This window comes from Bradyrhizobium sp. WYCCWR 12699, from assembly GCF_032144035.1.
Classification (GTDB): Bacteria; Pseudomonadota; Alphaproteobacteria; order Rhizobiales; family Xanthobacteraceae; genus Bradyrhizobium.
On the sequence record NZ_JAVTJN010000039.1, the window covers coordinates 1,717,083 to 1,739,718 of the forward strand.

Consider the following 22,636-nt stretch of genomic DNA (forward strand, 5'->3'; position numbering starts at 1 on the left):
GGTTGGTTCTATTCGACATACCCATATCGGGCATAGTACTTCTGGTAGTAGTAGCGGCCGTGGTAAGATTCATAACGCGCCAGCGCCTTGGTGTCGGCCTTGTTCAGTACCACGCCCAGCAGTTTATCCTGAATCTCCGGCGAACCGCGGAGATTATGCCGGACCACGTCGATGTTGGTCTTGCCCCATTCCACCACGAAGACGTAGGAATCCACGAAGGGCGAGGTCACGCGCACGTCGACGACGGGCGCCATCGGAGGCATGTCGAGCACCACATAATCGAATTTCGACCGGAGCTCGGTGACCAGCGCGTGCATCGCTTTGGAAGCGAGGATCTCATTGGTGTGCATAAGCCTTGAGGTGGTGCCCGCCGGCAAAATCGAGAGCTTGGTTTCAGGATCGACGAACAGCGCCTTTTCGAGCTGAACCTTCTGCGCGACGACGTCGACCAGACCGATCTTGGCATCGGGCACCAGCGCGCGCGACAGCGAGGGATTGCGCAGATCGGAATCGACCAGGATCACCCGCGCGCCGCTATGTGCCATCAGCTGTGCGAGGTTGGTCGACAGCGTGCTCTTGCCCTCATTCGGCAGAGTCGAGGTAACCGCCAGCACACGGTTTTCTCGCACGATAGAATTGAGGTCCACTGCCACCTTCAGTGAGCGAACAGCCTCTGCGAAGCGTGACAACGGATTCTCAACCACATAGCGCAAGAGATCCGGTGCAGGATTGTCGCTCTTCCTTGTCATTTTGTTCCGGAACGTCGAAGGCCCGACGGCGCCGCCTGAGAGAGACGGCAGGATAGCGATGCAGTTCGCACCCAGCACCTCCTCCACCTGCCCGGTGGTCCTGAAAACTTTGTCCATAAATTCACGTGCGAGGGCCACGCCGAAGCCGACCAGAAATCCACCGAATAACGCCGCGCCGAGAATAATTGCGGACTTAGGATAGCTCTTCTTGAGGGGCGTCGTCGCCGCGCTGATTACGCGGGCCTCAGTGATCGGGAAAGACTGCTGTTGCACACTTTCCATGTAGCGCTGGAGGAAATTGTCGTACATCGCTTGGTAAGACTGCGCGTTGCTCTCCAGCTCGCGCAGCTGAACCTGGGCTTGGTTGGTGAGCTGGGACTCCGAGACGACGTTGGCGAGGCTCGACTTAATGCTCTCCTCGCGGGTGACGGCGATGTCGTAGTCGCTCTTGTAGGATTCCTGAATCCTCTTTAGCTCGTCAATGATGTTCTTCTTGATCTCAGCCATCTGCCGGCGCAGGTTCACAGCCGCCAAGTGATCCGAGCCGTATTTCATCGCCCAGATCGATTCCTTGGAAGCCATGTCGACATATTGGCCGCGCAGCTTTACGATGGTGTCGTTCTTCAGCGCGTCGGCCACGTTAGCGTCCGGAATGTCCTGCTTGAGGATGTCGTTAATGCGGTCGAGCCGCGCCTTGGCCTCGGCGGTCGCCGCATGCGCCATGATGAGCTGGCTGTTGACCTCGGCGAGCTGCTGCTCGTTCATCAGCCGGCCGCCGGTGTCCACGATGTTGTTCGCAGTCTTGAAATCGACTACGGCCTTCTGCGCGGCGGAGGCCTGAGTGCGTAGCTCCTTGATACGGTCCTGCAGCCAGACGCTGGCCCGACGGGTAGCTTGGTATTTCGCCTCGAGCTGGTCGACGATATAGGCGTCTGCAATCGCATTGGCGATCTGGGCCGCCTTGGCCGGATCCTTTGAAGTAAAGCCGATCTCCATCACATAGGTCTGGCTCAGACGTTTGACGGTCCGATTCTTCTCGAAGCGCTCCAGTGCCTTGCGTGTCAGTTCGAATTCAGATGTCGGCTGTCCATAAGAAAAGATCGTACTAGCGAATTCGAAGACAGCGCCGAGCAAGCCGCCGCCACTGCCGGTGAATTCAGGATCATCAATCAGATGCAGATCTCTGATGACCGCCAGACTGATGTTTTCTGATTTTAGAATCTCAACCTGCGTTTCCACCGTCGCCGAATCGACCGCGATGTCGCCGAGCACGGACTGCTGCTGGAACAGCTGGACCTTGCGTGTATCGATCACCATCGAGGCAGTCGAGGTGAACTGTGGCGAAGCCGTAAACAAATAAAGCACGGCAAGTATGATACATGCCGACAGGATTGCCAGAATCGTGGGGAACTGGCGTCGGACAATCTCAAAGTAATGGTTGAGCGTCTGCGATGGAGAGCTTTCGACCTCAACAATCTGGCGGTTGATCTCCGAGGCCGGCTTATTCACTTGCAGCATCTAGCAATTCCTGAAAATAGATCCATGTTGTGTTCTTGGGATCAATGTTCGCCAGAACCCGGCTATGTCCGGAGCAAACCGGATGCCAAAACCCGCGCTGCGCGCAACACTAGCACAACCCTGCCTGCAATTGAACGCGCTCGATGCAGTGCAACGCGCGGCTTACGCGACTTTTTGCAGGAAGCTTAACGGCCAAAATACAAAACGGCGCCATGAAGCGCCGCCTTGACTAGATCGCGAATGAGGCCGCGGGGGACTTTTCGCCCCCGGGCAATTACGGTCAGCGCGTGCTGATGCGGTTGGCGGCGTTGGTGGTGCCGCTCACGCCGGCGCTCGCGTTCGGGCTCACTGTCGTCGCGTAATGCAAGCCGCCGAAGCTCGGCGCGCCGTTGTTCGAGCCGCCGGTGTTGCCGGGATTGCCGACCGGTCCGCCCGCGCCGGAGCTGCCGCCACCGCCACCACCGCCGGTCGCGGCGATCGCGACGTCGCCGGTCGCGGCCTGGTAGGCGGCGATCACGTCGGGGTTCTGGGTGCCGGCGATCGCGGCCTGGATCTCATTGGCGAAAGCCTGGTCGGCCTGCGCGGCCATGCGGGCGACCTGGGCGAGGCCGCCGACGATCGCGCGCATCTGGTCCTTGGTGGTCGCGGGATCCTTCAGAAGCGCGATCAGGCCCGGAAGCGTGGTCGGATCGGAGGCGCCGAGGTCGCGCACGCGCGAGATCAGCTGCGGGCCGCCGGTCGGATATTGCTGCAGCAGGCTGTTCGGCGCAGCCTTGAAGTCGGAAATGACGGTGGCCGGCAGCTGGCGCTGCGGCGGGTAAACGGCGGCGCTGGCGGCCGACGAAATCGTCGCGGCGAGGGCCGCGGCGGCAGCCATGCGAAGCGCAATCTTGATAACGCTCATAAACAAACCTCCAAAAATCAGCTGCCCCCGATAAGCGTCCTCGGCCCCGGGCAAATGGCTGTGCTCGTTGCAGGAACCTAGCGGAAGAGAAAAGAGCTGTCCACTTATTCTAAAGACTTCGTAAACGGCACAACTGCTTCAAATCTAGACACTTTTGTGAAATTCGGGGACCCGGCTCGCAGCAGCATCAGCGGTTGTCTGGCGGCCCTCGCCTCGCCGGCTGGTGGCGCCGGCCTCCGCCATCTGGCGCCCCTCCTTGGTGCGGAAGGACTGCGCCAGGCCCGCGCCGAAAAGCGCAAAGAATGGAATGCTGTAGCCGGGCACCTGCAGCGTGAAGTCCAGGGAGGAATGCAGCAGCGACAGCGTCGCGGTCGCCACCGCCGCCAGCGGGATGATGGCATCGCGCCGGCGGCCTAACACGCCCCTGGCCAGAACCAGCAGCATCACGGCCCAGCCCAGCGCCACCAGCAGCGCCATGGGGATGCCCACCTCGGAGGCAAGCTCCAGCGGCGTCGAATGCGCGGCGTCCCACACGCCGCGAATCGAAATGTTGGGGCTGCGGTACGGGGGAAAGGCCCATTGGAAGGTGCCCATGCCGGTGCCGAACCAGGGATTGTCGCCGATGATCCGAAGCGTCGATTTCCAGGCCTCGATGCGGCCCTCGTCGACCAGGCCCTGGCTGTCGAACCGACTGGAGACGCGGCCGCCGAGCAGCTGCAACAGGCCGAGCGCGACCGCCGCGCCCGAGCCGAGCGAGATCCAGATGCCGGTGCGCGGCGGCAGGTCTTTCCTGAGGAACAGCGTGAACGAGACGATCATCGCGAGCAGCGACAGGCCGACGCCGGCGCGCGATCCCGTCATGAACATGGCCATCAGGCAGATCAGTAGGCTGGCGAGATGCGGCAGGATCTCCCGTGGCGGGATCGTGCGCAGATCGAGCGACAGGCGCCGCCATTCGACGTGCCGCTCCGGCAGACGGCGGCGGACATCCTCGAGGATCAGCAGCATCCAGATCAAAGCGCAGGAGCCGAAATACGCCGCGGCGGTGTTGCGATTGATGAAGGTGCCGGTGACGCTGCCAAGATAAGCCGTCTTGTCCCGCCACAGGATCATGGTGGGCTCGATCAAAAACGACAGCACGCCGTAGAGCGCGTAAGCCGCGCCCGAGATCGCGAGCACCCACAGCAGGCGGCGCGCGCGCTCGCGATCGGCGCCGACGGTGATGCCGAGCACGATGGCGAGGATGTTGGCGAGCGGCGCACCGAGCGCGAAGAACGCCTCGTTCTTCACGATGGACGCGGACGGCGCGATCGGCACGCCCAGAAGATCCGACGCCTGTTTCCAGATCGGCTGGAACGGCGCCACCCAGGGATGGTCGGAGAGCTGCTCGTGCAGCACCAAGGCGTAAGCGGCGACGATGACGCCGATGCCGGCGAGCAGCCAACGATGCGGTCGGCGCAGATCGCGCGTCGGTGCGAACATCACCGCGATCCCGAGACACAGGCACCAGAACGCGATCGACAAATCATTGGTCGAGCCGAACGGGAATGGCGCGCCGGCGGCCACGAATAAGAGAATAAGGGTAGCTGGTAGTGTCCTCAACCCCCTAATGTTCAACCGGCCCCTGCGCATCGTATTCGGTGAAAGCCCCTCAGAGATTGTCGGATAAATCTTCAGATCCCACATCGATGCCGTGTACCGGGATCAAGGCTACCGCCGCAACCCTCTTGTCGCACAAGCGGCCGCGCGCCGCCACGGCGGGATCTTTCTTAAGCGCCGGCGCTTGGGCGGGTGGCGAGCCACAGTGTGCGCGCGGCCGGCAGCGGCTCGATGCCCAATGTTGACCACCACTCGGTCTCGCGTCCGGCGCGGTGGAGCTCGCGATGATGCGCCCGGCACAGCGGCACCGCGTACTCGTCGCTGACCTTTTGGCCGAGACCATGTGCCTGGGCAAAGCGCACATGGTGCGGATCGCAGGGCTGGCGCCCGCAGACGAGGCACGGCTGCTTGGCGACAAAGCGCAGGTGCTGCCGATCTCGTTGCCGCTTCAGCTTTGGCAACGCCAAGCCACCGTCGCCCGGGTCCGCCGGCGCGTCTTGCGACGTGGGCGGCGAGGCCGGTTGGGGGCCGTGCTCCACCTCTTCACCAGCGCCAAGCCGCGCCGAAAACGCCTGCCGCACCCGCGCCCCATCGGTGCTCGCCAGGGCATTAACCTCGCGCCAGGCGTGCAGGGACCAGGCGTCGAGCTCGGCCGAATCGGTGAAGCTCTCGATTTCCGAGACCAGGCGATCACGCCGGCGGGCCGATTCGTCCGCGCCAAGCGGCCCGGTTTGGCTGCGGGACCTCTGCCGCAGGTCGGCAGGCGGCCTCAATAGTGGCCGCGCCCGCGGGGCGGCGTCACTTGCCTCGCCGTCCAGGCCGTTGCTAGCCGCAACGGGTGCGTTCGCCTGGGATGGCGCGCCCACGGTGATGGCAAGATCGGGCGCATCAATATCATCTTCGCCGGCGATTCCCACCAGCGTGAACAGGGCATAGCGCCTTGCATAGGTCAACGCGGCGCCCATCCGGTGCGGTGCGGCGGTGTCGATCGCCGGGCACACCGGCCACTCCGACGCGATCCACTCGCCAGAAGCGTGCACCAGCGTTGTCGTCAGATGGATCAAGCCGGTGTCGCGGTCGAAGTTCGTCGCCTGAACGACTGCGATCTCGTGCTCGCCTAAGCATTTGCGGGCAATATCGAGGCCGGCACATAGCGGGGCGTAGCGGAATGAGCGCTGGCTCACGCGCGGAAACGGCGTCTCGATGGTTGCGGTTAGCGATTTCGGCGGGTTCTGTAGCTTGGTTTGCGCCTTGGCCAGCGCGGCGGCCAGCGCGCCGATGTTAGGGCTGGAACGCTGCATGGGGCGGCTCATCTTTGAGGAGCTCGAGGCTGATCGCGCCGGATTTCGAGCGCTTGGCACGAAGGCCATGGCCGGCCGCCTCTCTGGCATCCTCCGGCACCAGGGCCTTCAGCTCGTTCTTGGCCCGCTCATGCTGTAGCGCGGCGGTTCGCGTCTGCCGGAACAGTCCGGCAAATTCCGCCCAAGCATTGGAGGCGCTCATGTCGACGGTTCGAGTGGCCTCGACCCGGGGTCGCGGCGGTTCAATGCCGAACAGGTGGGGGCGCTCGCCGCTCTCGATACAGCACCAGAATTTCTTCTCCGCGGTCAGCAGAAGGTGTTGATAGAGCGGATCGGCGGCAATCGTCAGCTCGACCCATTTGCCGCCTCCGGTGATGATCGACAGCACAGCTGCGCGCGCAGCCGTGACCCACATGTTGTGCTGCAGCTGCGCCATGTGCTTTTCGGCCGCCGCCTCTTCGGAGAAATTCCACGGCAACATGAATTTGGCCTCGAACACCGCACCGCTTGCCTCGACTCGGCCATCGAGCGTCGCCGCCATCCAGCGGTGCACCGGGTGCGTGACGCGGCGCTGGACATGGCGGACGGTGTGCCCAGTGTTCTTCTCATACCAGTAGCGGTTGAGAGGTTCGGTCGCGTTGCCGAGCTGAACTAGGAGGTCGCCCGACAGGTCCAACGGCTCAATCTCGCCGCGTTTTTCCTGCCACAGCCGCAGCAGAGCGGCCTCGTCATCGGCCATAATGATCCGAGCATCGCTGCCGCCAATGAAGGCGCGGCGGTCTGAAGCAAAAGAATCCTGATGTCTTTGGTTGGGAATCACGGCACTCTCCCGTTCACTTTGAAAAAAATCAACATAAAATGTTGATACTTGGAGAGCCTGGAGATGTCAACATAAAATGTTGAAGCGAATGTCCGCGTCTCAATGTCGAGGAGCAAGAGCGCTGCTGGATATGACCCAGCCGCAGCTGGCGACGGTGGGAAAGGTCGGCTTATCGACCGTTGTTGATTTCGAACGAGAACGTCGAAGCGTTTCAGACGAAGCGATCATGAAGATGCAGCAGGCCTTGGAGGCGGCTGGCGTGCAGTTCATTGACGAGAACGGCGGGGGCCTCGGGGTTCGTCTTCGGAAGGCCACAAGGTCAAAATCTCAGAAATAGGGCGGCCCGACACCATCAAGTTGGCCGTCGGATAACTTTGTTGTATGCGAACTGCGAGCCTCCGCTGGCAAGGCTCCCGACTTGTGAGCATCGGGCCCGGGCATCGGCTGAACTTTTCCCCGCATCGGAACCGCCGTGCGGGCGCGGCGAGAAACCGCGCTCGCATTCCCTGCCATAATGAGCCGGCGGGCCTCTGCCCTGCCATTGGCGAGCGCTTGGTGCGACCCGGCGCGAGAGGGCTTGCGGGCGACCGCCCCCCGCGAAAATTTCTATGCTAAAATATTCGCTCAGCGCCAAGAACGACCGCGGCAGCACAATGGCTGAGGCGCTTAGGCCGGGGATGCGGGAGCAGCGCGAGCGCGGTGAATGAATGAGTGACGACGCGAGGTGATGACGTGCCACCGGCGAAGAAGAAGCGCTCTGGTCGGGTGCGGCTGGTTGCGGCCAGCACCGCCGCGGGTCGGCCTGTCCTTGGCCGGCCAACACTGCAGCAGCAGCACGCTTTGGTGGCCGAAGGCCTCACGGGCTCCGCGCCCTTTGGCCGCACACGCCAGGAACGCGAGTTCGAGAAATTTGCGGCTCATTTGATTTCCAGCTCACCCGAGCGCCGCACGATGTCGAAAAAGGATTTGGTGGTCATTGGTAGCAACCAGTTTGGGCTATCAGCACGGCGCGCCGGCGCAATTCGCGAGCACGTCATCCGCCTTCTACATGCCTCGGCCTGGTCCGAATCCGGAGCGCCGCGCGGAGGGCGCCCGCGTCGCTGATTTTTCATTGACGAAAAATCGTTGTGACTATTTTCGCGCGGAAGGTTGCAGCACACTCAGATTTTGCGCGAGTCCAGCGGGCGGCCGAGAGCGCAAGTACCGCTGTCCGGACACGCCGAAGTGGAGAGAGGATCATGACCAAGCGGAATAACGCCGAGCGCGCCTCTGACAAAAGGATCGATAGCAGCCTTCGCGCTCTTCGGGCTCGCTACCGGCTCTTTCCATTGGACTTCTTCCTGGAGGAATTGAACGACTTCAGGCGTGGCCCGAATTTTCGTCGCGACATGGCCAAAGCCGCGGCGGCGTATCTCCATCCGCGGTTCACGCCGGTTTTAGTGATCCAGGCGACCGGCGAGAGCGAGTTCGTCATCGACGTGAAAAGACTAACGGATCATGAACTCGAGCAGCTCGACCAGATCCTGGCCCGCGGCCAAGTTCCAGCCGCCGACGTTGCTGAGGAATAAGACGATGAAGCTGAGCCATCCAATCGCAACGGTCCGGCATCGGAGGGCTTGAGAGGATATGACGCCGCGCTTGCAGCACGCTTCGTCACCGAACTTGAGCGGGTCGCAGCTCGCGACCAAGGCGCTGCAGGGGACCGGCCGGCCGCGCGGGCATCCCGGATCGCACGGCAGCGCCGCGGAGCCGCCCGGTGCGCTGCAGCGCTTCTACCGGCTGTTTGGACCCGCGCCGATACTGCCCGGGGACAACGCGGCCGAGTTCGACGAGCTGCTCGCGTGCATCGTGGCCGACCTCGCGCCGCAGGGCATGATCGAGGAGATCTGGACCTGGGACCTCGCCTTTCTGACCTGGGAGGTCCGGCGTGCCCGCCGCTTCAGAGCCGATCTTCTCGCCGACCTGACGCCGACCTTTCTCACCAAAGTCCTCGCGACTGTCCCTGATGCAGAAGCCGGTCCGGATGCCAGACGGACGCTGGTCGCCCAATGGTCGGCGGGCGAGGCAGGAGCCCGTGAAGGAGTGGAAAGGCAGCTCGCCGCGATCGGTGCCACGCCCGCTGCCGTCGCCGCCCGAGCATTTTTGCTCGAGCTCGAGGAGATCGACCGGCTCGAGCGCGCATTGGCGAGCATCGAAAGCCGCCGGAACGCTATCATCCGCGAGTTCGACCGCCATCGCCTCGTCGGGGCAAACCTTCGCGAGATGCTTGAAACCCTAGACGCAGGCGCGATCGGCTAAGGTCATCGGACGTGCCGCGACCGGACGCGGACGGATAGGCGCCGTAATGAACAGCAGCAAAAAACAGGCCGCCAATCGGGCCAACGCGCGCGCCAGCACCGGCCCCAAAACTGCTCGCGGCAAAAGCCATTCGTCGCAAAATGCTCGGCGCCACGGCTTGGCGGTGGCGGCGCTGGCCGATCCGGTGCTGGCGAACGAGGTAGAGGCGCTCGCCCGCGAACTTGTCGGTGAAAGTTCAGACGAGGACTTGCTGGCGCTTGCCCGCGATGTGGCGGCGGCCCAGGCGGTGTTGACCCGGGCGCGGCGGACGCGTCATCAAGTCTTGGTTGATGCGTTCAGCAATCCGGCAGCGGAGTGCGAGATCAATCTGCGGATAGAGGTGACGGCTGTCGCGCGTTTGGGCCGCACCGCAGGCCCGCTCACCGCGATGCCGGATGACTCCACGGACCGGGGGGTGCCAGGGGCGGAGAGCTCGGCCAAGTCCGTGCTAATCTTGGCCGAGCATGCCGAGGAGCTTGCGCTGTTTGAGCGCTATGAGCGCCGCGCGCTGTCGAAGCGCAAATTTGCCATCCGCGCCCTCGATTACGCGCGCCAGCGTCGGCCTTGCGGCGGCGAATGAGAGGGCCTGGTCTTTTCACTATCTCTGGATGTGCATATGCCTTATTTCTCCTGTAAGTTGAATTGCCCATCGCTGCGCCGTTTGGCCAAACGAAGCCAAAGATCTCAACGACATCAATTGTTCGGCGGTTTTCCGTCGCCGCGGGAGGTCCATCACAACCCAGCAACTAGGGTTCTTCGGAACGTCAAGCGCCCCAAGCGCATCTTGTTTGAAAGGGTCCCTAGAGGAAGCAATCGATCGGATAGATCTTCAGGTCCACGTTGAGGCGGCTGTTCCGGGTCTGCGCCCGGAACGCGTAGAATAGCCCAAAGCTATCACTCCCCTGATCGAGTTTTATTCCGGGGGTTAATTCATCGGGCGGGACCAGGACGCCGATGTGCCGGTTGATGGCCGAAATCTCGATCCGCCCCTCACCTTCCGCAAAATGCCCAGCGAGCTGGGTCACGGTGACCTTCGGCAGGCCGCGGCGCTGATGGCAGACGTCCTCCTCCCACAGCTTGGTCTGTTGGACCAGCAATTTGCCCGCGCCGTCAGGGACGACAATATCGGGGAAAGACGGGCGCAGCATGCCGAAGAACTTGCTCTCCTTGGAGTTCGCCGACAGCCGGACCGTAAACGACAGCTCACCCTTGGCTCCCTTCAGACGCGATAAGATCGGCGCATCAGGCTCGGCGGAGACCATGACGTCGATCCGGTGGCGAACGCCAAGCTCCGCAGCGGCGCCGAGAGCCGTCGCGACCGGCGCAAGCCCAAGACACAAGAAGACGAGAGCCCGAAGGCGCCAGACCGTTCGAAAGCGCATGAAGCTAAAGCCTCTGGCAATAATGCGAAGTGAGCGATGACCTGCACGAGGTGCTCAGTGCGCCTTGATCCAGCTCCCGAACGCGTCGGCGCAGCAACCGCTTCGATTGCTAAACGAAAATGGCACCGGGACAAAGCCCCGGTGCCATCGTTTGGTGGATCAAGTTGGCGTCTTACGGCGCCAGCTTCACGTTGTTGCGGAAGATCAGGGCGTCGTTGGAGAGATTCACCGCATCGCTGCCGGTCGCCATGATCACACGCAGGAACTGCAGGAATTTCGTAACTTCGACGTTGCGAGAGTTCGAGACGTAGATCACGTCGCCGTTCTTCATCATGACCTTGGTGGTAAGGAAGAAGCCACCCGGATCGCGGAGGTTCACGTTGAAGATGACCGGAACGGTCTCGGACGTGTACTTGCTGACGTCGATGCCGAGCTGGGCCGCAACCTCACGCGGCTCGCGGCGATAGAGGTAGACGGCAGCCGGGTCGGCCTGACCATCGAGGAGACCACCGGCCTTGCCGACCGCTTCAGCGAGGTTGATGCGCCAGGCATCGAAGTTGAACTCGCCGCTCTGCCCGCTGGCGCCGAACGCCAGGAACTTCTGCTGCTCGCGATAGACGTAGATGCTGTCGTCGGGGCGCACATAGACGTTGTTCTCGGGCGCCATCACGAGATTTTCGAACGGCACGGTAGCCCGCCGTCCGCCACGCTCCAGCATGACCCAGGTCTCGAAGCCCTGGCCCTTGATGCCGCCGGCGCGGGTGATCGCGTCGAGCACCTTGTCCTTCGCGCCCGCCGCGCTCGCCGGGTAACGCGCCGGCGAATTGACTTCGCCGAGCACGCTGATGAGCTGGGTGCGCTGCGAGGACATCGACACCACGGCCTGCGGCTCGATGGCGCGGTTGCCGATCTTCTCGATGATCGAGCGCTGGATCTCCACCGCCGTACGGCCCGCGGCCCTGATCTGGCCGGCATAGGGCACCGTGATGAAGCCGTCATTGTCGACCGACTGATCCGGAATCGTCACATAGTTACCGGGACGGACGCCGGCTTCCGCCGGGATGAACAGACCGCCTGCCGCGGCTTCGAAGATGGTGACGCTGACGACGTCGCCGATGCCGAACACGATGCTGGCGGGCGGACGGCGGTCGGTGAACACGCCGGCGAGCCCCTTGGGCTCATGCGTGTGCAGGATCTTCACCGTGGCCGGATTGAGCGGCACCAGCTCATAGGCCGGCGCGTTTTCGGTCTGGATCTTGTTGTTAACGTCGTCGGTCAGCGGACCGGAGCCGGGATTGGTCGAACAGGCGCCGAGCGCCAAAGCTGCTGCCAGAAATGCCGGCTTGAAAAGATATGACTTGGCAAAGGAATGCATCAATCGCGCCCCAGGAGACCCCAATTAGACTCGATTGGTACGGCGCTGGGGGCGGTGCGACAAGGGTTCCTGAATGGTTAACGGTGCAATCACCGGTGACTGTTGCGTGCGGGTCACGCTTTGGGGCTTGGTTTAACCCTTTGTGACTATTTGTTGTATTTCGTGTGCCCGGTCCGCGGGCAATCCGCCCAGGCGGAGGGCCCGGCACGCCAGCACCGGCCTTCTTGACCTCCCGTCCGTCTGCTAACGCTGGAACCCATCAGGATAGGATTCCCTCGTGTCTGGCCTCCTTCTGTTCGCCTTTTTGGCAGGATCGCTTCTTGGCGGCGCCGATCGCGCCGCGGACGGGGCTACCTCCTGCGCACAGCCCTCGTGTCCGATCGCCCCCGTCGTTGAGGTGGCGACCTCCACTCCCTCCTCCGTCTGGAAGTTCAGCCGCACGCAAGGGGGCAAGGACGGCGAGAGCTTCGCGGCCATCACCAAGACCGCGGATACCACCCAATCCGACCCGGACTTCGCCGGCCTCATCGTGCGCTGCGCCCCCAAGGGCAAGATCGACGTTCTGGTTGCCTTGATCCGGCCCTTCCCGCCCAGAAGCCGTCCAAAAGTCACCATCGCCGCGAGCGGCGGCGGCACCCTGACCGTTGACGCCAGCATGGCCGCCGCAGGGGCTGCCGTGCTGCTGCCCGACGAGGTCTCGGCCTTTGCCGCCGGCAAATGGCAGACGTCGACCTCGCTGTCGGTGGTGGTTAAGGAAAGCGACAGCGAGATCAAAGGTATGGTGGGCCTGAACGGCTTGCGGGAGGCCTATCATTCGCTGCTGGCAAATTGCGGCCTATAGGCCAAATTTAGCCATACAGCTTAAGGGTCTTTTTAGGGTGGGGAACCTAGGGTCCGAAGCACGGAGTGTTTCGGATGACCGCGTTTTTGATTTTCAGCTTTCTGGTAGGTGCCGTGCTGGGCCAACGCTTTCGCGTGTTGGTGCTGCTGCCGGTCACATTCGCCCTGGTGCTCACCGTGCTGCCGGTCATGACCAGTCTTGGCGTCCTCGACGGCCTGAAGGCTGCGGCCTTTGCAGCCATTGCGCTCCAGGCCGGCTACCTCTTTGGCTCGGCCGCTCGCTTCAGCCTTGCCGCCGCCCGGGCCGCGCGCGTGTTCGCCCGTCCGGTCAAGAGCGCTCGCTGATCTCCCTCAGCTAATCTCTTGCGCTCGACCGTTCGCCCGCATGCGAAGGCTCACAGGCAAGTTGTTGGCCCCGGGCCGACCTCTGCTTGAAAACCACCCGCTCGCTTGTATGGTGACCTGATCGTTTTAGGAATCCGTATCGAGCGCGCCGTTTGTCCCTCGCTTATTTTGCCCTCATCGTTTCCATCGTTTCCGCATCCGCTCTCGAAATCGCCGGCGCCAAGTTCGGTGCGCAGCTCGGGATGATGGCTGCCGCGCTGAGCTTGCTGGCAGCCACGCTCAGCGCGCGAAAAGCCGACTACGACCACCATGTCCGCGCGACCTCCTGGGCCCGCTGGATCCTGATCGCCATTCCGCTGCTGATCGCCGCGCAACTGATGCCGCTTCCGCTGGGCTTCGGGCATCCGATCTGGGCGAGCGCTCGCGACGCACTTGGTGGCCTCCCGTTCGGGCCGGTCACCGCCGATCTTGGCTTAACCCTGACCGCGCTGATGCTGGCGCTGGCAGCAACCGCGCTGCTCGGCGTAACCATTGTGGTCGTCCGCGATCGCGGCCGCGCCGAGCTTGTCCTGTTTGTCCTCGCCGGCATCACAGCGGTCTCCGCCTTGACCCTGGATCTGCACCGGCTCTCGCCGGCCATTGCGGGGGCTACCGCAACGTCCGAGTTCGCGACGACCCTGGCAGGGTTCGGCCTCGTCCTGAATCTTGCCGTGATGCAGCTTGCTGCGGAGCGGGCCGAAACGCATCACTCGCTGTTACGCTCGATCATGCTTGGCCTGCTCGGCTTTGCCGGAGCCCTGATCAGCGCAGCTGCGGTGTTCGGCCTTTCCGGGACCAACAACGCGATCGCCGCGGGCTTTGGCGTCGTATTGATCCTTCTGGTCCTCGTCATCCGCCGGCTTGATCTGTCGCCCTTGGCTGCGAGCGCGCTCGCCGCCGCCGCGCTGATCGGATCGGCTATTGTCTTGACCTTCCTGTTCGAACAGAGCTCCGGGCCGATCCTCCTGCGGCTCAACCCCGACATCGGCGCGGAAACGCGCGCTGCGCTGGAGCGGATGTTGGCCGACACACGCTGGTTCGGCGCGGGCGCAGGAACGTTTTCGGCGGTCGGCAGGATCTATCAGAGCGATGCCGGAGCGGCCTTGGCGGCGCCGTCGACGGCAACAGCGATCTTCGCCGGCATGGGAGCGTTCGGTCTCGCTCTTGCGGTGCTGGCAGCCCTGATCGCTTTGGTACGGCTGTTCTTCGGTGCTTTGCAGCGCGGACGCGACTCGTTCTTCCCTGCGGCCGCCGCGGCCTGTGTTCTGTTTGCGCTGGTTCAGAGCTTTGCAGGTCCCGGATTGCTGCGGCCCGCAGCAATCCTGTGTCTTGCGGTGATCGTGGGACTGGGCCTGTCGCAGAGCGTCGGCCAGTCCGGATCACGATAGAGCGCGGGTGATCAGACCGCGCGATCGCCGAGGGAAGCCCAGTAGTTCGGGTTCTTGGGCGACTGAATGCGGACCCAGCGATAGGGTTTCTTCGACCACGGCAGGATGTGACCGGAGAGATTGTCGAGCACGAGATCGCCGGAGAAAGTCCGCACCACGACCACGAGATGATGCTCGCCCCAGGTGGTCACGACCTCGCTGAGCAGCACCGAGCGCGCCGGAAAGCCCATGGCGATCAATTCGTGGCGTTTTGTCACAGCGTAGTCGTTGCAGTCGCCGCTGGTCGGATGCAGCAGCCATTTCTCGCCGCGCAACCCTTCCAGATTGGCCTCCGGACGAATGGCGGTATTGACCTGCCGGTTGACCTCTTGCATTTGCGCCATCCGCTCCGCCGTGAGCTTCAGCCGGCCGCCACGGAACACGATCTGCTGCGGCCGCGGCTTGCACTCGTCCTTGTACTTCAGGCAAAACAGCGTGAAGGCCATCGGCGCCAGCGTCGGCTGGTCGAACTTGATGTACTGGATGGCGCCGCGCAGCCCCAAGGGCGCGCCAACGAAAGCGGCTTCAGCGCGCTGCTGCACCCCTGCAGCACCAACGATCGCGGCGACGGCCGCCAGGAACTTTACAATCTTGCGCATGTCGCGCTCCCCGTTCTTGTTGAGGAGACGCTACGCGAGACGTCTTGAAATACGGCTCAAAGGCCGCACGATCCTTTAATCAAAATGCGGACGACTTGGTCGGAAACAATTAAGAATACCGATGTGTAACTTGTTCTGCTAAGAGCGATCACGTTCCGCTCGTGACGCTGGATGCGATTCGACCGACCTGATGGGCCTTTCCTCGCGCTTTCGAAAGAAAACCAAGCCTCGGCTCCCCGATGGCATTCGCGTCTATGCAATCGGCGACGTGCACGGCCGCGCCGATCTGCTTCAATCGCTGTTAACCGTCATCGACGCCGATCTTGCCCGCTCCGCCCCCGAGCGGGCCATTCAGGTCTTTCTCGGCGACTATGTCGACCGCGGCCCGGACTCCCGCGCCGTTCTCGATCTGTTGATCGCGCGCTCGAAATCGCACGAGACGGTTTGCCTGAAGGGCAACCACGAGGTCTTCCTGCTCGAGGTCCTCAAGGACCCCGCCCGCCTCCAGGAGTGGCGCCACTATGGCGGCCTGCTGACGCTGGTCTCCTACGGCATCACGCCGACCATGAACCCGTCCGCGGAGCAGCAGGTCGAGCTGATCGACGGACTGAAGCGCGCGCTGCCGCCGGAGCACCTGGCCTTCCTGCAGCAACTGCCCTCGTCCTTTACCTGCGGCGACTTCTTCTTCGTCCATGCCGGCGTCAAGCCCGGCGTCGCGCTCGAGCGCCAGAAGGATGAAGACATGCTCTGGATCCGCGAGGAGTTCCTGGCGTCCGAGGAGCGCTTCGGCAAATATATCGTCCACGGTCATACGCCGGTCAGCGTGCCCGACATTCGCCCGAACCGCATCAACATCGACACCGGCGCCTACGCGACCGGCAACTTGACGCTGTTGACGATCCAGGGCGATAGTCTGATGGCAATTTAAGGTCCCCGCTTTCCCTTCAATCCCGTATTTGCTTTGCCCTCACAGGCCGCGTCGATTCCACCATGAACCGCATGATCCTGCTTCGCGTCATCGGCATTTGCGCCGCGGTCCTGCTGGCGCTTCATGCCGCCATGGCCTTCTACGGCGATTTCGTCCGACCGGATTTTCGCGCCAGTGATTTGTTCTCGGGCGAGATCCCGCCGGAGAAAGCGAAGCTGGCGGCCGGCGGTGCTTTGGCATCGTTTTCGCTGGATGGGGACCTGCTCGCGAACTACGCGGCGGCGAAGGCCGCTGACGTTCTTCACCGGCCCGCAGTCGATGCAGGCGGACGGGCCAGCGAGAACAAGGCCGCCCAGGCCGCCGTGGTCTCGGCCTTGAAGGTCTCGCCGATCAGGCCCGCGCTCTGGCTCACGCTCGGCACGCTGCAGGCCCAGGCCGGCGAGGCGGCAACGGCGGCGGTGAAGATGTCCTATTTGACCGGATCGGTGCCGATCGACGTCGCCTTTGCCCGCGTCCGGACCGTGACCTCGGGCGCCGCCGCGACGGACGAGGAGATCAAGCTGCTGGCGCGATCCGACATCCGCTCCGCGCTGGCCAATCGCTCCCGTTATGAGCCGCTGCTGATCGCGGCCTATGTGCAGGCCACGCCGCAAGGCAAGTCGCTGCTGCTCGACACCACGAAAATGACCGATCCCAAGTTCAACGAGATCCTGCGGCGTTACTGAGCCTCAGCGCACCGATTTCGGGTTGACCGGCACAAAATCCTGATCGCGGCGCGGCTGATCGGATCGACCCTGGTAGACGAACATGCCCTTCTTGGTCGTGACGATGTCGCCTCGCTGCAGGCTGTCGTCGCGGAGCAGACGTTCGGTCGCGACGAGGTCCGGATCTTCCGGGATCGGCTTGTAGAGCTCAGGATGCTCCCGTCGCTCGCGCGAGACATCCTTGGCCCGCTGCCGCGCCTCCTCGATGCGTTGCCGCCATTCGTCGCGCGAGACTTCCGGCTCTTTGGGCGGAAGATAGTCGCTGATAGAAGGCTCCGGATCGGTCTGAGCAAGACACAGGGACGGACTGGCGAGACAGAGACCGAGCGCAGCGGCCATGGTTGCGACTGCTCCAGCCAGCGCCACAAGCCGGCGTTCGCCAGCTGGCAATTGGTCAGGTCGAACGGTTCGCATATCGATAAATCCAAAGACACATCAAAACAACGGCGATTGGCCGGAAACGCTTGGGCGCAAGGCTTTCAGTCTATCGCTTTGCCAATTGCAAGGAAGCGAATTCGCGGGCAGGATTTCGTTTTTGGTCAATCGAAAAACAACCCCATGCACAGTAGCCGGCCCCCATCAAATCAATGGGTTACGACTTTCCGAAATCGAGATTAACTTCCCGGGCAAAACAGAGCGCAGACCGGCGTTGCCCGGAGAGAAGGCCCGGAGAGAGGGCCCGGCTGATGGCCGATGAACCCGCGATCCGCGCCGGAACGGACAACGGCTCTCTTCTAAGACCTCATTAGCTCCTTGCTGCTAGCTTTCGGCATCCCCTTCGTGGAGTTGCCGGGCATGCGTGCAAGACCCTTATTGCTGTCAGGTATTGCCGTCGCGGCTTCCGTGGTGTCGGGCCTTGCGGCGCACGCCAGCCCGCTCTGCATCAAGAAACGGACGCCGTTTGCCCTGTCGCACGATACGGTGAGATGGACGATGTCAATCGCGCCTGGCGCGGAGTGCATCCAGGGCCTGCGCTGGTCCTACATGCAGATCTTCAACGTGTCGGTCGTCAGCGGCCCCTCGCGAGGACAATTGGCCGTGGTCGGGTCCGGCTTCCGCTATTCGGCGGAAAACGAAACGCGCGGCACCGACAAGTTCACGCTGCTGATTTCGGGCAAGAACCGACATGATTCGGGAACTTCGACCCTGGAGGTCGAGGTCAACCCGTAATAGCCAGGAGGCCGGCGAACGGTGAACGGCGCGGCTAGCGGTGGCTCGACGCGCTGCCCCGGGTTCTGCTCCCATAGTATGGGCGGGCGCGTCCGCTCCCGGTGGTGACCGGCGGCTCGATCCGGCTCGGGATGTTCCGCGTCGCATTGGGTGGCGCGGGCTGCGACGGATTGACGATGGTCACGTTGCGGTTGGGCGTCGAAGGGTCGTTGACGCCCTGCGCCCAGGCAGCGGCGGGCACAAGCAACGCAATGGCGATCAGAACTGGTCGTTTCATATGATATCTCCCGAGCGTGAACGTCAGGGAGGCGATCACCGTTCCTTCACGCTTCGTTGGGTCGCAGCCTCAGCGGGGAACGGCGACCAGCTTGCCGTCGCGCCAGACGCCTTGGGCCGACTTTCCGGCCGGAAGCCCCGTCACATGCCGGACCGCGGTCGGCCGGGACGCCGCCTGGGCGGTTTGCGCCTTCTTCGTCGGCGTCGTGATGATGCTGGAGCTCGTGGTGTTGGCCTGATCCTTGATCCCCTGCGCAACGGCAGGCGAGGCCAGGAAGGTCAAGACCGAGAGGACTGTCAGAACGCCGCGCATGGTTGAACACCGGAAAGAGGAGCTTGGCGAAATGTCACAGGTTTTCCCCTAAAAGCAAGCGCCTTCAAGGGACCGAGAGGGACGTCGGCAGACCCGTTGATCCGCGGGAGAGCTGCCTCGATCGCGAGGTTTCAGGCGGAAAAACCTAGCGAAATGGCCTTATCCGGGCTACTTGATCGCCTTGATGACCGACTCCGGTGAAACTGCGGCCAACGCCCCCTCGGCGCAACAGATCAAAGCCGGGTTTATCCGTCTCCTGTCGAGCCGCATCCGCGCCGTATCCGACGATCCCCAGCAGATGCGGGAGATCGTCTATGAGCTGGCGCGCGTCAAGCTGCTGGAGCAATTCACTCACACCGAGGCGCGGGAATCCCGCGAGCTCCAGCAGGTCCTCGAACGTGCCATCAAGGAGGTCGAACGTTCCTTCGAGCGCAGCGCCGCGGCGGAACAGCAGAAACTGGTCGCGGCAACCGCCGCTCCGGTGACCGCGACGGTCCAAACTCCGACTCCCCCACCCGTTCCGGGGCCGTCACCGGTTTCGGCTGCGCCGTCCAGCCCGAAGGACACGGGAGCGCCGCGCCGTCCTGCGGATTCGCTCGACCGACCCAAACGAAGCGGCGCCTTCAAATCTCTGGTTCGACTGGCAATCATCCTCCTGCTCATTGGCGGGGGCGCGACCGCAGCTATCTATTGGCCTCGGCTGAAGTCACAACTGACCAACTTGTCGCAGACAGTGCCGCCGCCCGACCGAGCACCGAACGGCCCGCAATCTCAGCCGGGCGCCGGTCCGCCTCCCGCGGTGAGCGAGGCTGTTGAACGGACCCCGGATAGTCAGAATCAGCCGGCGCAGGCTGCACAACCTTCGATGCCTCTGCCGACGACGTTCGGCGTCTACGCCTTGAGCGAGGGCCAGCTCCATGAGCTCAAGTCGGTACCGGGCAAGATTCCAGACCGCCGCGTCGCGATCTCGGCGGCCATCAACACGCCGAGCGCGACCACGCTGATGGACGGCGACGTCAAGTTCATCGTGTTCAGGCCCGACGGTGGTGTCGATGCAAGCGGGACCGAAGTTCGGGTCGTGGCGAAAGTCTCACGCGCCATGGGCGTCGATGCCACCGGGAAAGCCGCGATGGTCAGCGCGGGCGATTCCTGGGTCATTCGCAGCATGTCCTATCCCTACAAGGTGGGACCGGTCGAGGATCAGCAGAGGATGCTGTTGCTGCAACCGGAGCAGGACGGCTTTACGCTCACTCCCGGCCGCTACGTCGTGGTGATCAAGGGCATGGGCTACGACTTCACGGTGGCTGGAACGGTCACCGATCCCAATCAATGTGTCGAACGCATCAATGCGGCGAACGGCGCGTTCTACTCGCCCTGTCCGCCACCGCGGCGCTAGCCGAACCCTGATTTCTCACTTTGAGGGCTTGCTGTCCTTGGGCGCGTCCGCCGGAGCGTCATCGACCTTGCCGTTGTTCGCGACGCATTTCTCAAAATATTGGCGCCGGTCCTTAGAGGTGCCCTTGGTGCTCCCGGCCGCCGGGTTGCCGATTTGCTTGGGCGGAAAGGCCTTGGCCACCGCCGCGTCGCATGCGCGCGCCACTTCCGCGGTGATCGCCGACGCAGTTGCCGGCGCAGCCAGGGTCAACACGCACGCCAATCCAACCAATCTTCGCATATTTCTGACCGGCACCTTGTTGCTCCCATGAACCGTAAACGTTTGCCGGAACCATAGCAAAAAGGATCGAGGCGCCAAACGGCAAAGCGGCGCCGAATTGTCATGTGATCGATCCTCTGCTGCGCAGGGCCATATGACGCTTGGCTGCGGCTCGAGCCGCGCGCGCCTCGTGCTTCGAGACGGCGCTGACGCGCCTCCTCAGGATGAGGCCAAGCGGCATCCCGGCTCGTTGAAACTGCACAACGCACACGGTCCCCCATCCCGAGGGCCCGCCAACGGCGGCGTCTCGAAGGATGGCCGCAGGGCGGCGCGCGCTATCCTAGCTATTGAGCTGCGGCGGCTTGAAGTCCGGGAAGCGCGTCAGCATTGCGGTCTTGACGAACTTCAGGTGCGCAATGCTGGTCGCCAATTCCTTGAGCCGGCGCTGGCCATTCGAGATGTCGGCCGCAAAAAGGTCCTGGTGATGATTGTCGAGCGCCTCGCGCTCGAGATACTCGTCGGTGCCGTTTCCGAAGGTGACGGATGCACGCGCAAGTGCGTCATCGACACGCCGGTTGAGGCCGGCCTGCTCTCTCTCCGCTTCCTGCAACGCCGTTTCGATCGCCGCCAGGACCGCACCGATCCGCGTGCGGTCGGTCTCCGCGTCACGCTCCGCGGAGCGGGCCTTGAACGCTTTGTCCTCGCGGCGGGAGCCGAGAAGATTGTGTGCGCGCGCTCTCAGGAACAGCTGAAACATTTGGGCCATCCCCACATTCGAGATTTAGGCGGCTACCATCGGTCAGACATAGTTAACAAAGCCTAAATCCGGCGTCCGCGCCGCGTGGCTCCGTGCGATCCACACCCGCCAGGCGCCTTCGTGCTTGGAGTAGAGCTCAAGCCATCGAACGTCGTCAACCGCGGCGGCTCCCTTGCCCATGTAGGTCTCGGTCACGATTTGCGGCGTCTCTGCTGCGACATCCAGCGCTTCGAATTCCGCCGTCTCCTGCAGCGACAGGCCGATCAGAACACGATGCCCTTGTGCGTCGACGAAATACCTGCGGGGTGCGTTGTGCCGTTGATCAATCATTTGAATGACCCTCGTTCATGATCCACGGACCCGGAAGATCTTTCAGACGCCGGCCATAGCTGCAAACAAACGCAATCGAAATGAGGACGCAGATCGTCGCGCCCAGCAACGCAATGAGATACGTCATCTATGCCCACCTGCGCGCCCCGGAAAAATGGAGCGGCCAAACCTTCGCTATCAATTGTTCCGTCTTAGGCTGCCTTTCCAAAGCGCTCAAGGACGCCGACGGATTAACCTAACCGCACATGGTTATTTCGGCGTCGCCCCCGACGACCATTCATCGGGGTGGCGTGCCCTGATTACGATGGCCTCTGAGCTCGACCGGCCTCCATCGAGGCCGGAGTATAGGGTGCGTAAAGACGATATCGTGCCGATCGCCTCCACGAGCGCCACGCCCGCACACCATAGCCGCAGCAAAAGCCCGCTGCGAAAATCGAAATCAAAACCAAGACAGCCAACATCTGGAATGTTCCCACGTTTGCCGGAACGCTCCTCCCGCGCTCATTTCATCTTTTCGGTGTGTCGACTTCAAGCTCGGCACCGCTGAAACTTTTGTCAGACGAACATGAAGTTTGTGCAACGTGGTGCTTGAAGATTGGTCGGCACGCGAGGGCACCAAGCGCGGAGAAGAGGCTCTCTTTCTTCTTTTTACCAGAACTCGACACGGCGACACCATGAACCCTCGTTCATGGCGCGCATGATGACGACCTTCTTCGACGCCTCCAGACATTCCGCGGCGACTGACGGAAAAGCTCCGTCGTCGGTGCGACTTCGTCGGCTCCGATGATCGCCACCGGTGGATCGGATTCGCCACGAAATGCCGTGGTTATACGGGGCCTCCTGGGCCGACTTCATCGCAGTAAGGTTGAGCAGTTAGCTTAATCCGCGTTGTTTGTTGCGAAGTCTCGCCGATCGCATATCCATCTTCGCACCGGGCTCCCCCAAGCCTGGCCCCACCCAAGCAAAGCCGTCGAGCGAACATGGGTCGCTTGGCGGCTTTGTCATTGTGTCGAAGAGGATGGTTTCGGTTATGGCGCGCAAGCCCTGGTCGTTCAAGGAAGACCGCCGGCTCATGGAGCTGGCCAAGTCTTCAGCCTCGCTGGAGGAGGCGGCGAAACTCCTCGGCCGTTCGCCGGATGCGATCAAGCGCATGGCCTTGCGGCTTGGTCTTTCGTTAAAGTCGAAGACGGGAAAGAAGACGTAGGCCTC

At 62.8% G+C, this 22,636-nt stretch carries 27 protein-coding genes; 12 read left to right on the forward strand and 15 right to left on the reverse strand.

Features of this window, described 5'->3' with window-relative positions:
• Positions 1 to 8 precede the first annotated feature (8 nt).
• From RPS27_RS38645 to RPS27_RS38665, 5 genes are all read right to left on the reverse strand, one after another.
• Positions 9 to 2,267, reverse strand: coding sequence for a polysaccharide biosynthesis tyrosine autokinase (locus tag RPS27_RS38645; RefSeq protein WP_313755065.1), 2,259 nt, complete (start codon positions 2,265 to 2,267; stop codon positions 9 to 11).
• 280 nt (positions 2,268 to 2,547) lie between these two features.
• Entirely contained in the window at positions 2,548 to 3,171 is a 624-nt protein-coding gene (locus tag RPS27_RS38650) for a hypothetical protein (protein ID WP_313755066.1), read from the reverse strand.
• Positions 3,172 to 3,315: 144 nt separating this feature from the next.
• Positions 3,316 to 4,653 carry an O-antigen ligase family protein gene (locus RPS27_RS38655; protein ID WP_313755067.1) on the reverse strand — a complete coding sequence of 446 codons (1,338 nt, stop codon included), beginning with the start codon at positions 4,651 to 4,653 and terminating at the stop codon, positions 3,316 to 3,318.
• 287 nt (positions 4,654 to 4,940) lie between these two features.
• Positions 4,941 to 6,071, reverse strand: a complete 1,131-nt coding sequence (locus RPS27_RS38660; protein WP_313755068.1) for an ERF family protein — start codon at positions 6,069 to 6,071, stop codon at positions 4,941 to 4,943.
• Complete coding sequence (locus tag RPS27_RS38665; RefSeq protein WP_313755069.1) at positions 6,052 to 6,891, reverse strand: YqaJ viral recombinase family protein; 840 nt, start codon at positions 6,889 to 6,891, stop codon at positions 6,052 to 6,054. Before RPS27_RS38665 ends, RPS27_RS38660 begins: the two co-directional genes overlap by 20 nt.
• Before the next feature lie 130 nt (positions 6,892 to 7,021).
• Between RPS27_RS38665 and RPS27_RS38670 the strand changes: the two genes are divergently transcribed.
• The 4 genes from RPS27_RS38670 to RPS27_RS38685 all read left to right on the forward strand — a co-directional run bounded on the left by RPS27_RS38670 (position 7,022) and on the right by RPS27_RS38685 (position 9,808).
• The gene (locus tag RPS27_RS38670; RefSeq protein ID WP_313755070.1) at positions 7,022 to 7,228 is read left to right on the forward strand and encodes an XRE family transcriptional regulator; all 207 of its coding nucleotides are present in this window, start codon (positions 7,022 to 7,024) and stop codon (positions 7,226 to 7,228) included.
• A gap of 901 nt (positions 7,229 to 8,129) precedes the next feature.
• A complete protein-coding gene (locus RPS27_RS38675) occupies positions 8,130 to 8,459 on the forward strand; it encodes a hypothetical protein (protein ID WP_313755071.1) in 330 nt (109 codons plus the stop codon).
• 58 nt (positions 8,460 to 8,517) lie between these two features.
• Positions 8,518 to 9,189: a hypothetical protein gene (locus RPS27_RS38680; protein WP_313755072.1), complete on the forward strand. Its 672-nt coding sequence runs from the start codon at positions 8,518 to 8,520 to the stop codon at positions 9,187 to 9,189.
• A gap of 46 nt (positions 9,190 to 9,235) precedes the next feature.
• Positions 9,236 to 9,808, forward strand: a complete 573-nt coding sequence (locus RPS27_RS38685) for a hypothetical protein (protein ID WP_313755073.1) — start codon at positions 9,236 to 9,238, stop codon at positions 9,806 to 9,808.
• Between the two features lie 220 nt (positions 9,809 to 10,028).
• Here RPS27_RS38685 and RPS27_RS38690 read toward each other — a convergent pair whose 3' ends face one another.
• On the reverse strand, positions 10,029 to 10,490 hold the full coding sequence (locus tag RPS27_RS38690; protein WP_313755074.1) for a hypothetical protein: 462 nt from the start codon (positions 10,488 to 10,490) through the stop codon (positions 10,029 to 10,031).
• 292 nt (positions 10,491 to 10,782) lie between these two features.
• Positions 10,783 to 11,985, reverse strand: a complete 1,203-nt coding sequence (locus tag RPS27_RS38695) for a polysaccharide biosynthesis/export family protein (protein ID WP_259218979.1) — start codon at positions 11,983 to 11,985, stop codon at positions 10,783 to 10,785.
• Positions 11,986 to 12,262: 277 nt separating this feature from the next.
• Here RPS27_RS38695 and RPS27_RS38700 point away from each other — a divergent pair, with 277 nt between their 5' ends.
• The 3 genes from RPS27_RS38700 (at position 12,263) to RPS27_RS38710 (ending at position 14,597) form a co-directional block, all read left to right on the forward strand.
• Positions 12,263 to 12,826, forward strand: coding sequence for a hypothetical protein (locus RPS27_RS38700; protein ID WP_313755075.1), 564 nt, complete (start codon positions 12,263 to 12,265; stop codon positions 12,824 to 12,826).
• A 74-nt stretch (positions 12,827 to 12,900) separates the two neighbouring features.
• Positions 12,901 to 13,170, forward strand: coding sequence for a hypothetical protein (locus RPS27_RS38705; RefSeq protein WP_313755076.1), 270 nt, complete (start codon positions 12,901 to 12,903; stop codon positions 13,168 to 13,170).
• A 152-nt stretch (positions 13,171 to 13,322) separates the two neighbouring features.
• Complete coding sequence (locus RPS27_RS38710; protein WP_313755077.1) at positions 13,323 to 14,597, forward strand: hypothetical protein; 1,275 nt, start codon at positions 13,323 to 13,325, stop codon at positions 14,595 to 14,597.
• An 11-nt stretch (positions 14,598 to 14,608) separates the two neighbouring features.
• Here RPS27_RS38710 and RPS27_RS38715 read toward each other — a convergent pair whose 3' ends face one another.
• Complete coding sequence (locus RPS27_RS38715; RefSeq protein WP_211419593.1) at positions 14,609 to 15,235, reverse strand: transglutaminase-like cysteine peptidase; 627 nt, start codon at positions 15,233 to 15,235, stop codon at positions 14,609 to 14,611.
• A gap of 190 nt (positions 15,236 to 15,425) precedes the next feature.
• Between RPS27_RS38715 and RPS27_RS38720 the strand changes: the two genes are divergently transcribed.
• The gene (locus RPS27_RS38720; RefSeq protein ID WP_211419594.1) at positions 15,426 to 16,163 is read left to right on the forward strand and encodes a metallophosphoesterase family protein; all 738 of its coding nucleotides are present in this window, start codon (positions 15,426 to 15,428) and stop codon (positions 16,161 to 16,163) included.
• A 62-nt stretch (positions 16,164 to 16,225) separates the two neighbouring features.
• Entirely contained in the window at positions 16,226 to 16,888 is a 663-nt protein-coding gene (locus RPS27_RS38725; protein WP_313755078.1) for a hypothetical protein, read from the forward strand.
• Between the two features lie 3 nt (positions 16,889 to 16,891).
• Here the strand turns inward: RPS27_RS38725 and RPS27_RS38730 are convergent, their stop codons facing one another.
• Positions 16,892 to 17,266 (reverse strand): hypothetical protein, encoded by a 375-nt coding sequence (locus tag RPS27_RS38730; protein ID WP_313755079.1) that lies wholly within the window; start codon positions 17,264 to 17,266, stop codon positions 16,892 to 16,894.
• Positions 17,267 to 17,722: 456 nt separating this feature from the next.
• On the opposite strand from RPS27_RS38730, the gene RPS27_RS38735 reads away from it, so the two are divergent.
• Positions 17,723 to 18,097, forward strand: coding sequence for a hypothetical protein (locus RPS27_RS38735; RefSeq protein ID WP_212068876.1), 375 nt, complete (start codon positions 17,723 to 17,725; stop codon positions 18,095 to 18,097).
• A 34-nt stretch (positions 18,098 to 18,131) separates the two neighbouring features.
• Here RPS27_RS38735 and RPS27_RS38740 read toward each other — a convergent pair whose 3' ends face one another.
• The 3 genes from RPS27_RS38740 to RPS27_RS38750 form a co-directional block, all read right to left on the reverse strand.
• Positions 18,132 to 18,374 (reverse strand): hypothetical protein, encoded by a 243-nt coding sequence (locus RPS27_RS38740; protein ID WP_212068875.1) that lies wholly within the window; start codon positions 18,372 to 18,374, stop codon positions 18,132 to 18,134.
• Positions 18,375 to 18,443: 69 nt separating this feature from the next.
• Positions 18,444 to 18,686, reverse strand: coding sequence for a hypothetical protein (locus tag RPS27_RS38745; RefSeq protein ID WP_212068874.1), 243 nt, complete (start codon positions 18,684 to 18,686; stop codon positions 18,444 to 18,446).
• Between the two features lie 145 nt (positions 18,687 to 18,831).
• The gene (locus RPS27_RS38750; RefSeq protein WP_313755080.1) at positions 18,832 to 19,185 is read right to left on the reverse strand and encodes a hypothetical protein; all 354 of its coding nucleotides are present in this window, start codon (positions 19,183 to 19,185) and stop codon (positions 18,832 to 18,834) included.
• A gap of 366 nt (positions 19,186 to 19,551) precedes the next feature.
• Here RPS27_RS38750 and RPS27_RS38755 point away from each other — a divergent pair, with 366 nt between their 5' ends.
• Entirely contained in the window at positions 19,552 to 20,082 is a 531-nt protein-coding gene (locus RPS27_RS38755; protein WP_313755081.1) for a hypothetical protein, read from the forward strand.
• Between the two features lie 15 nt (positions 20,083 to 20,097).
• On the opposite strand, the gene RPS27_RS38760 is transcribed toward RPS27_RS38755, so the two are convergent.
• The 3 genes from RPS27_RS38760 to RPS27_RS38770 all read right to left on the reverse strand — a co-directional run bounded on the left by RPS27_RS38760 (position 20,098) and on the right by RPS27_RS38770 (position 21,427).
• The gene (locus RPS27_RS38760; RefSeq protein ID WP_246776488.1) at positions 20,098 to 20,334 is read right to left on the reverse strand and encodes a hypothetical protein; all 237 of its coding nucleotides are present in this window, start codon (positions 20,332 to 20,334) and stop codon (positions 20,098 to 20,100) included.
• Positions 20,335 to 20,680: 346 nt separating this feature from the next.
• Positions 20,681 to 21,097 carry a hypothetical protein gene (locus tag RPS27_RS38765; RefSeq protein ID WP_212068873.1) on the reverse strand — a complete coding sequence of 139 codons (417 nt, stop codon included), beginning with the start codon at positions 21,095 to 21,097 and terminating at the stop codon, positions 20,681 to 20,683.
• A gap of 42 nt (positions 21,098 to 21,139) precedes the next feature.
• Positions 21,140 to 21,427 carry a hypothetical protein gene (locus RPS27_RS38770; RefSeq protein ID WP_212068872.1) on the reverse strand — a complete coding sequence of 96 codons (288 nt, stop codon included), beginning with the start codon at positions 21,425 to 21,427 and terminating at the stop codon, positions 21,140 to 21,142.
• Positions 21,428 to 22,457: 1,030 nt separating this feature from the next.
• Here RPS27_RS38770 and RPS27_RS38775 point away from each other — a divergent pair.
• The gene (locus tag RPS27_RS38775) at positions 22,458 to 22,631 is read left to right on the forward strand and encodes a hypothetical protein (protein WP_194406416.1); all 174 of its coding nucleotides are present in this window, start codon (positions 22,458 to 22,460) and stop codon (positions 22,629 to 22,631) included.
• Positions 22,632 to 22,636 lie beyond the last annotated feature (5 nt).

What these genes read in the sequence shown, in the direction of transcription:
- RPS27_RS38705 (WP_313755076.1), top strand. Translation starts at nt 12,901, where the DNA reads ATGACCGCGTTTTTGATTTTCAGCTTTCTGGTAGGTGCCGTGCTGGGC.
- RPS27_RS38730 (WP_313755079.1), bottom strand. Translation starts at nt 17,266, where the DNA reads ATGGCCGCTGCGCTCGGTCTCTGTCTCGCCAGTCCGTCCCTGTGTCTT.
- RPS27_RS38675 (WP_313755071.1), top strand. Translation starts at nt 8,130, where the DNA reads ATGACCAAGCGGAATAACGCCGAGCGCGCCTCTGACAAAAGGATCGAT.
- RPS27_RS38655 (WP_313755067.1), bottom strand. Translation starts at nt 4,653, where the DNA reads ATGTTCGCACCGACGCGCGATCTGCGCCGACCGCATCGTTGGCTGCTC.
- RPS27_RS38660 (WP_313755068.1), bottom strand. Translation starts at nt 6,071, where the DNA reads ATGCAGCGTTCCAGCCCTAACATCGGCGCGCTGGCCGCCGCGCTGGCC.
- RPS27_RS38770 (WP_212068872.1), bottom strand. Translation starts at nt 21,427, where the DNA reads ATGATTGATCAACGGCACAACGCACCCCGCAGGTATTTCGTCGACGCA.
- RPS27_RS38650 (WP_313755066.1), bottom strand. Translation starts at nt 3,171, where the DNA reads ATGAGCGTTATCAAGATTGCGCTTCGCATGGCTGCCGCCGCGGCCCTC.
- RPS27_RS38720 (WP_211419594.1), top strand. Translation starts at nt 15,426, where the DNA reads ATGGGCCTTTCCTCGCGCTTTCGAAAGAAAACCAAGCCTCGGCTCCCC.
- RPS27_RS38715 (WP_211419593.1), bottom strand. Translation starts at nt 15,235, where the DNA reads ATGCGCAAGATTGTAAAGTTCCTGGCGGCCGTCGCCGCGATCGTTGGT.
- RPS27_RS38685 (WP_313755073.1), top strand. Translation starts at nt 9,236, where the DNA reads ATGAACAGCAGCAAAAAACAGGCCGCCAATCGGGCCAACGCGCGCGCC.
- RPS27_RS38645 (WP_313755065.1), bottom strand. Translation starts at nt 2,267, where the DNA reads ATGCTGCAAGTGAATAAGCCGGCCTCGGAGATCAACCGCCAGATTGTT.
- RPS27_RS38735 (WP_212068876.1), top strand. Translation starts at nt 17,723, where the DNA reads ATGCGTGCAAGACCCTTATTGCTGTCAGGTATTGCCGTCGCGGCTTCC.
- RPS27_RS38740 (WP_212068875.1), bottom strand. Translation starts at nt 18,374, where the DNA reads ATGAAACGACCAGTTCTGATCGCCATTGCGTTGCTTGTGCCCGCCGCT.
- RPS27_RS38690 (WP_313755074.1), bottom strand. Translation starts at nt 10,490, where the DNA reads ATGGTCTCCGCCGAGCCTGATGCGCCGATCTTATCGCGTCTGAAGGGA.
- RPS27_RS38695 (WP_259218979.1), bottom strand. Translation starts at nt 11,985, where the DNA reads ATGCATTCCTTTGCCAAGTCATATCTTTTCAAGCCGGCATTTCTGGCA.
- RPS27_RS38670 (WP_313755070.1), top strand. Translation starts at nt 7,022, where the DNA reads ATGACCCAGCCGCAGCTGGCGACGGTGGGAAAGGTCGGCTTATCGACC.
- RPS27_RS38765 (WP_212068873.1), bottom strand. Translation starts at nt 21,097, where the DNA reads ATGTTTCAGCTGTTCCTGAGAGCGCGCGCACACAATCTTCTCGGCTCC.
- RPS27_RS38775 (WP_194406416.1), top strand. Translation starts at nt 22,458, where the DNA reads ATGGCGCGCAAGCCCTGGTCGTTCAAGGAAGACCGCCGGCTCATGGAG.
- RPS27_RS38745 (WP_212068874.1), bottom strand. Translation starts at nt 18,686, where the DNA reads ATGCGCGGCGTTCTGACAGTCCTCTCGGTCTTGACCTTCCTGGCCTCG.
- RPS27_RS38755 (WP_313755081.1), top strand. Translation starts at nt 19,552, where the DNA reads ATGCCTCTGCCGACGACGTTCGGCGTCTACGCCTTGAGCGAGGGCCAG.
- RPS27_RS38725 (WP_313755078.1), top strand. Translation starts at nt 16,226, where the DNA reads ATGAACCGCATGATCCTGCTTCGCGTCATCGGCATTTGCGCCGCGGTC.
- RPS27_RS38680 (WP_313755072.1), top strand. Translation starts at nt 8,518, where the DNA reads ATGACGCCGCGCTTGCAGCACGCTTCGTCACCGAACTTGAGCGGGTCG.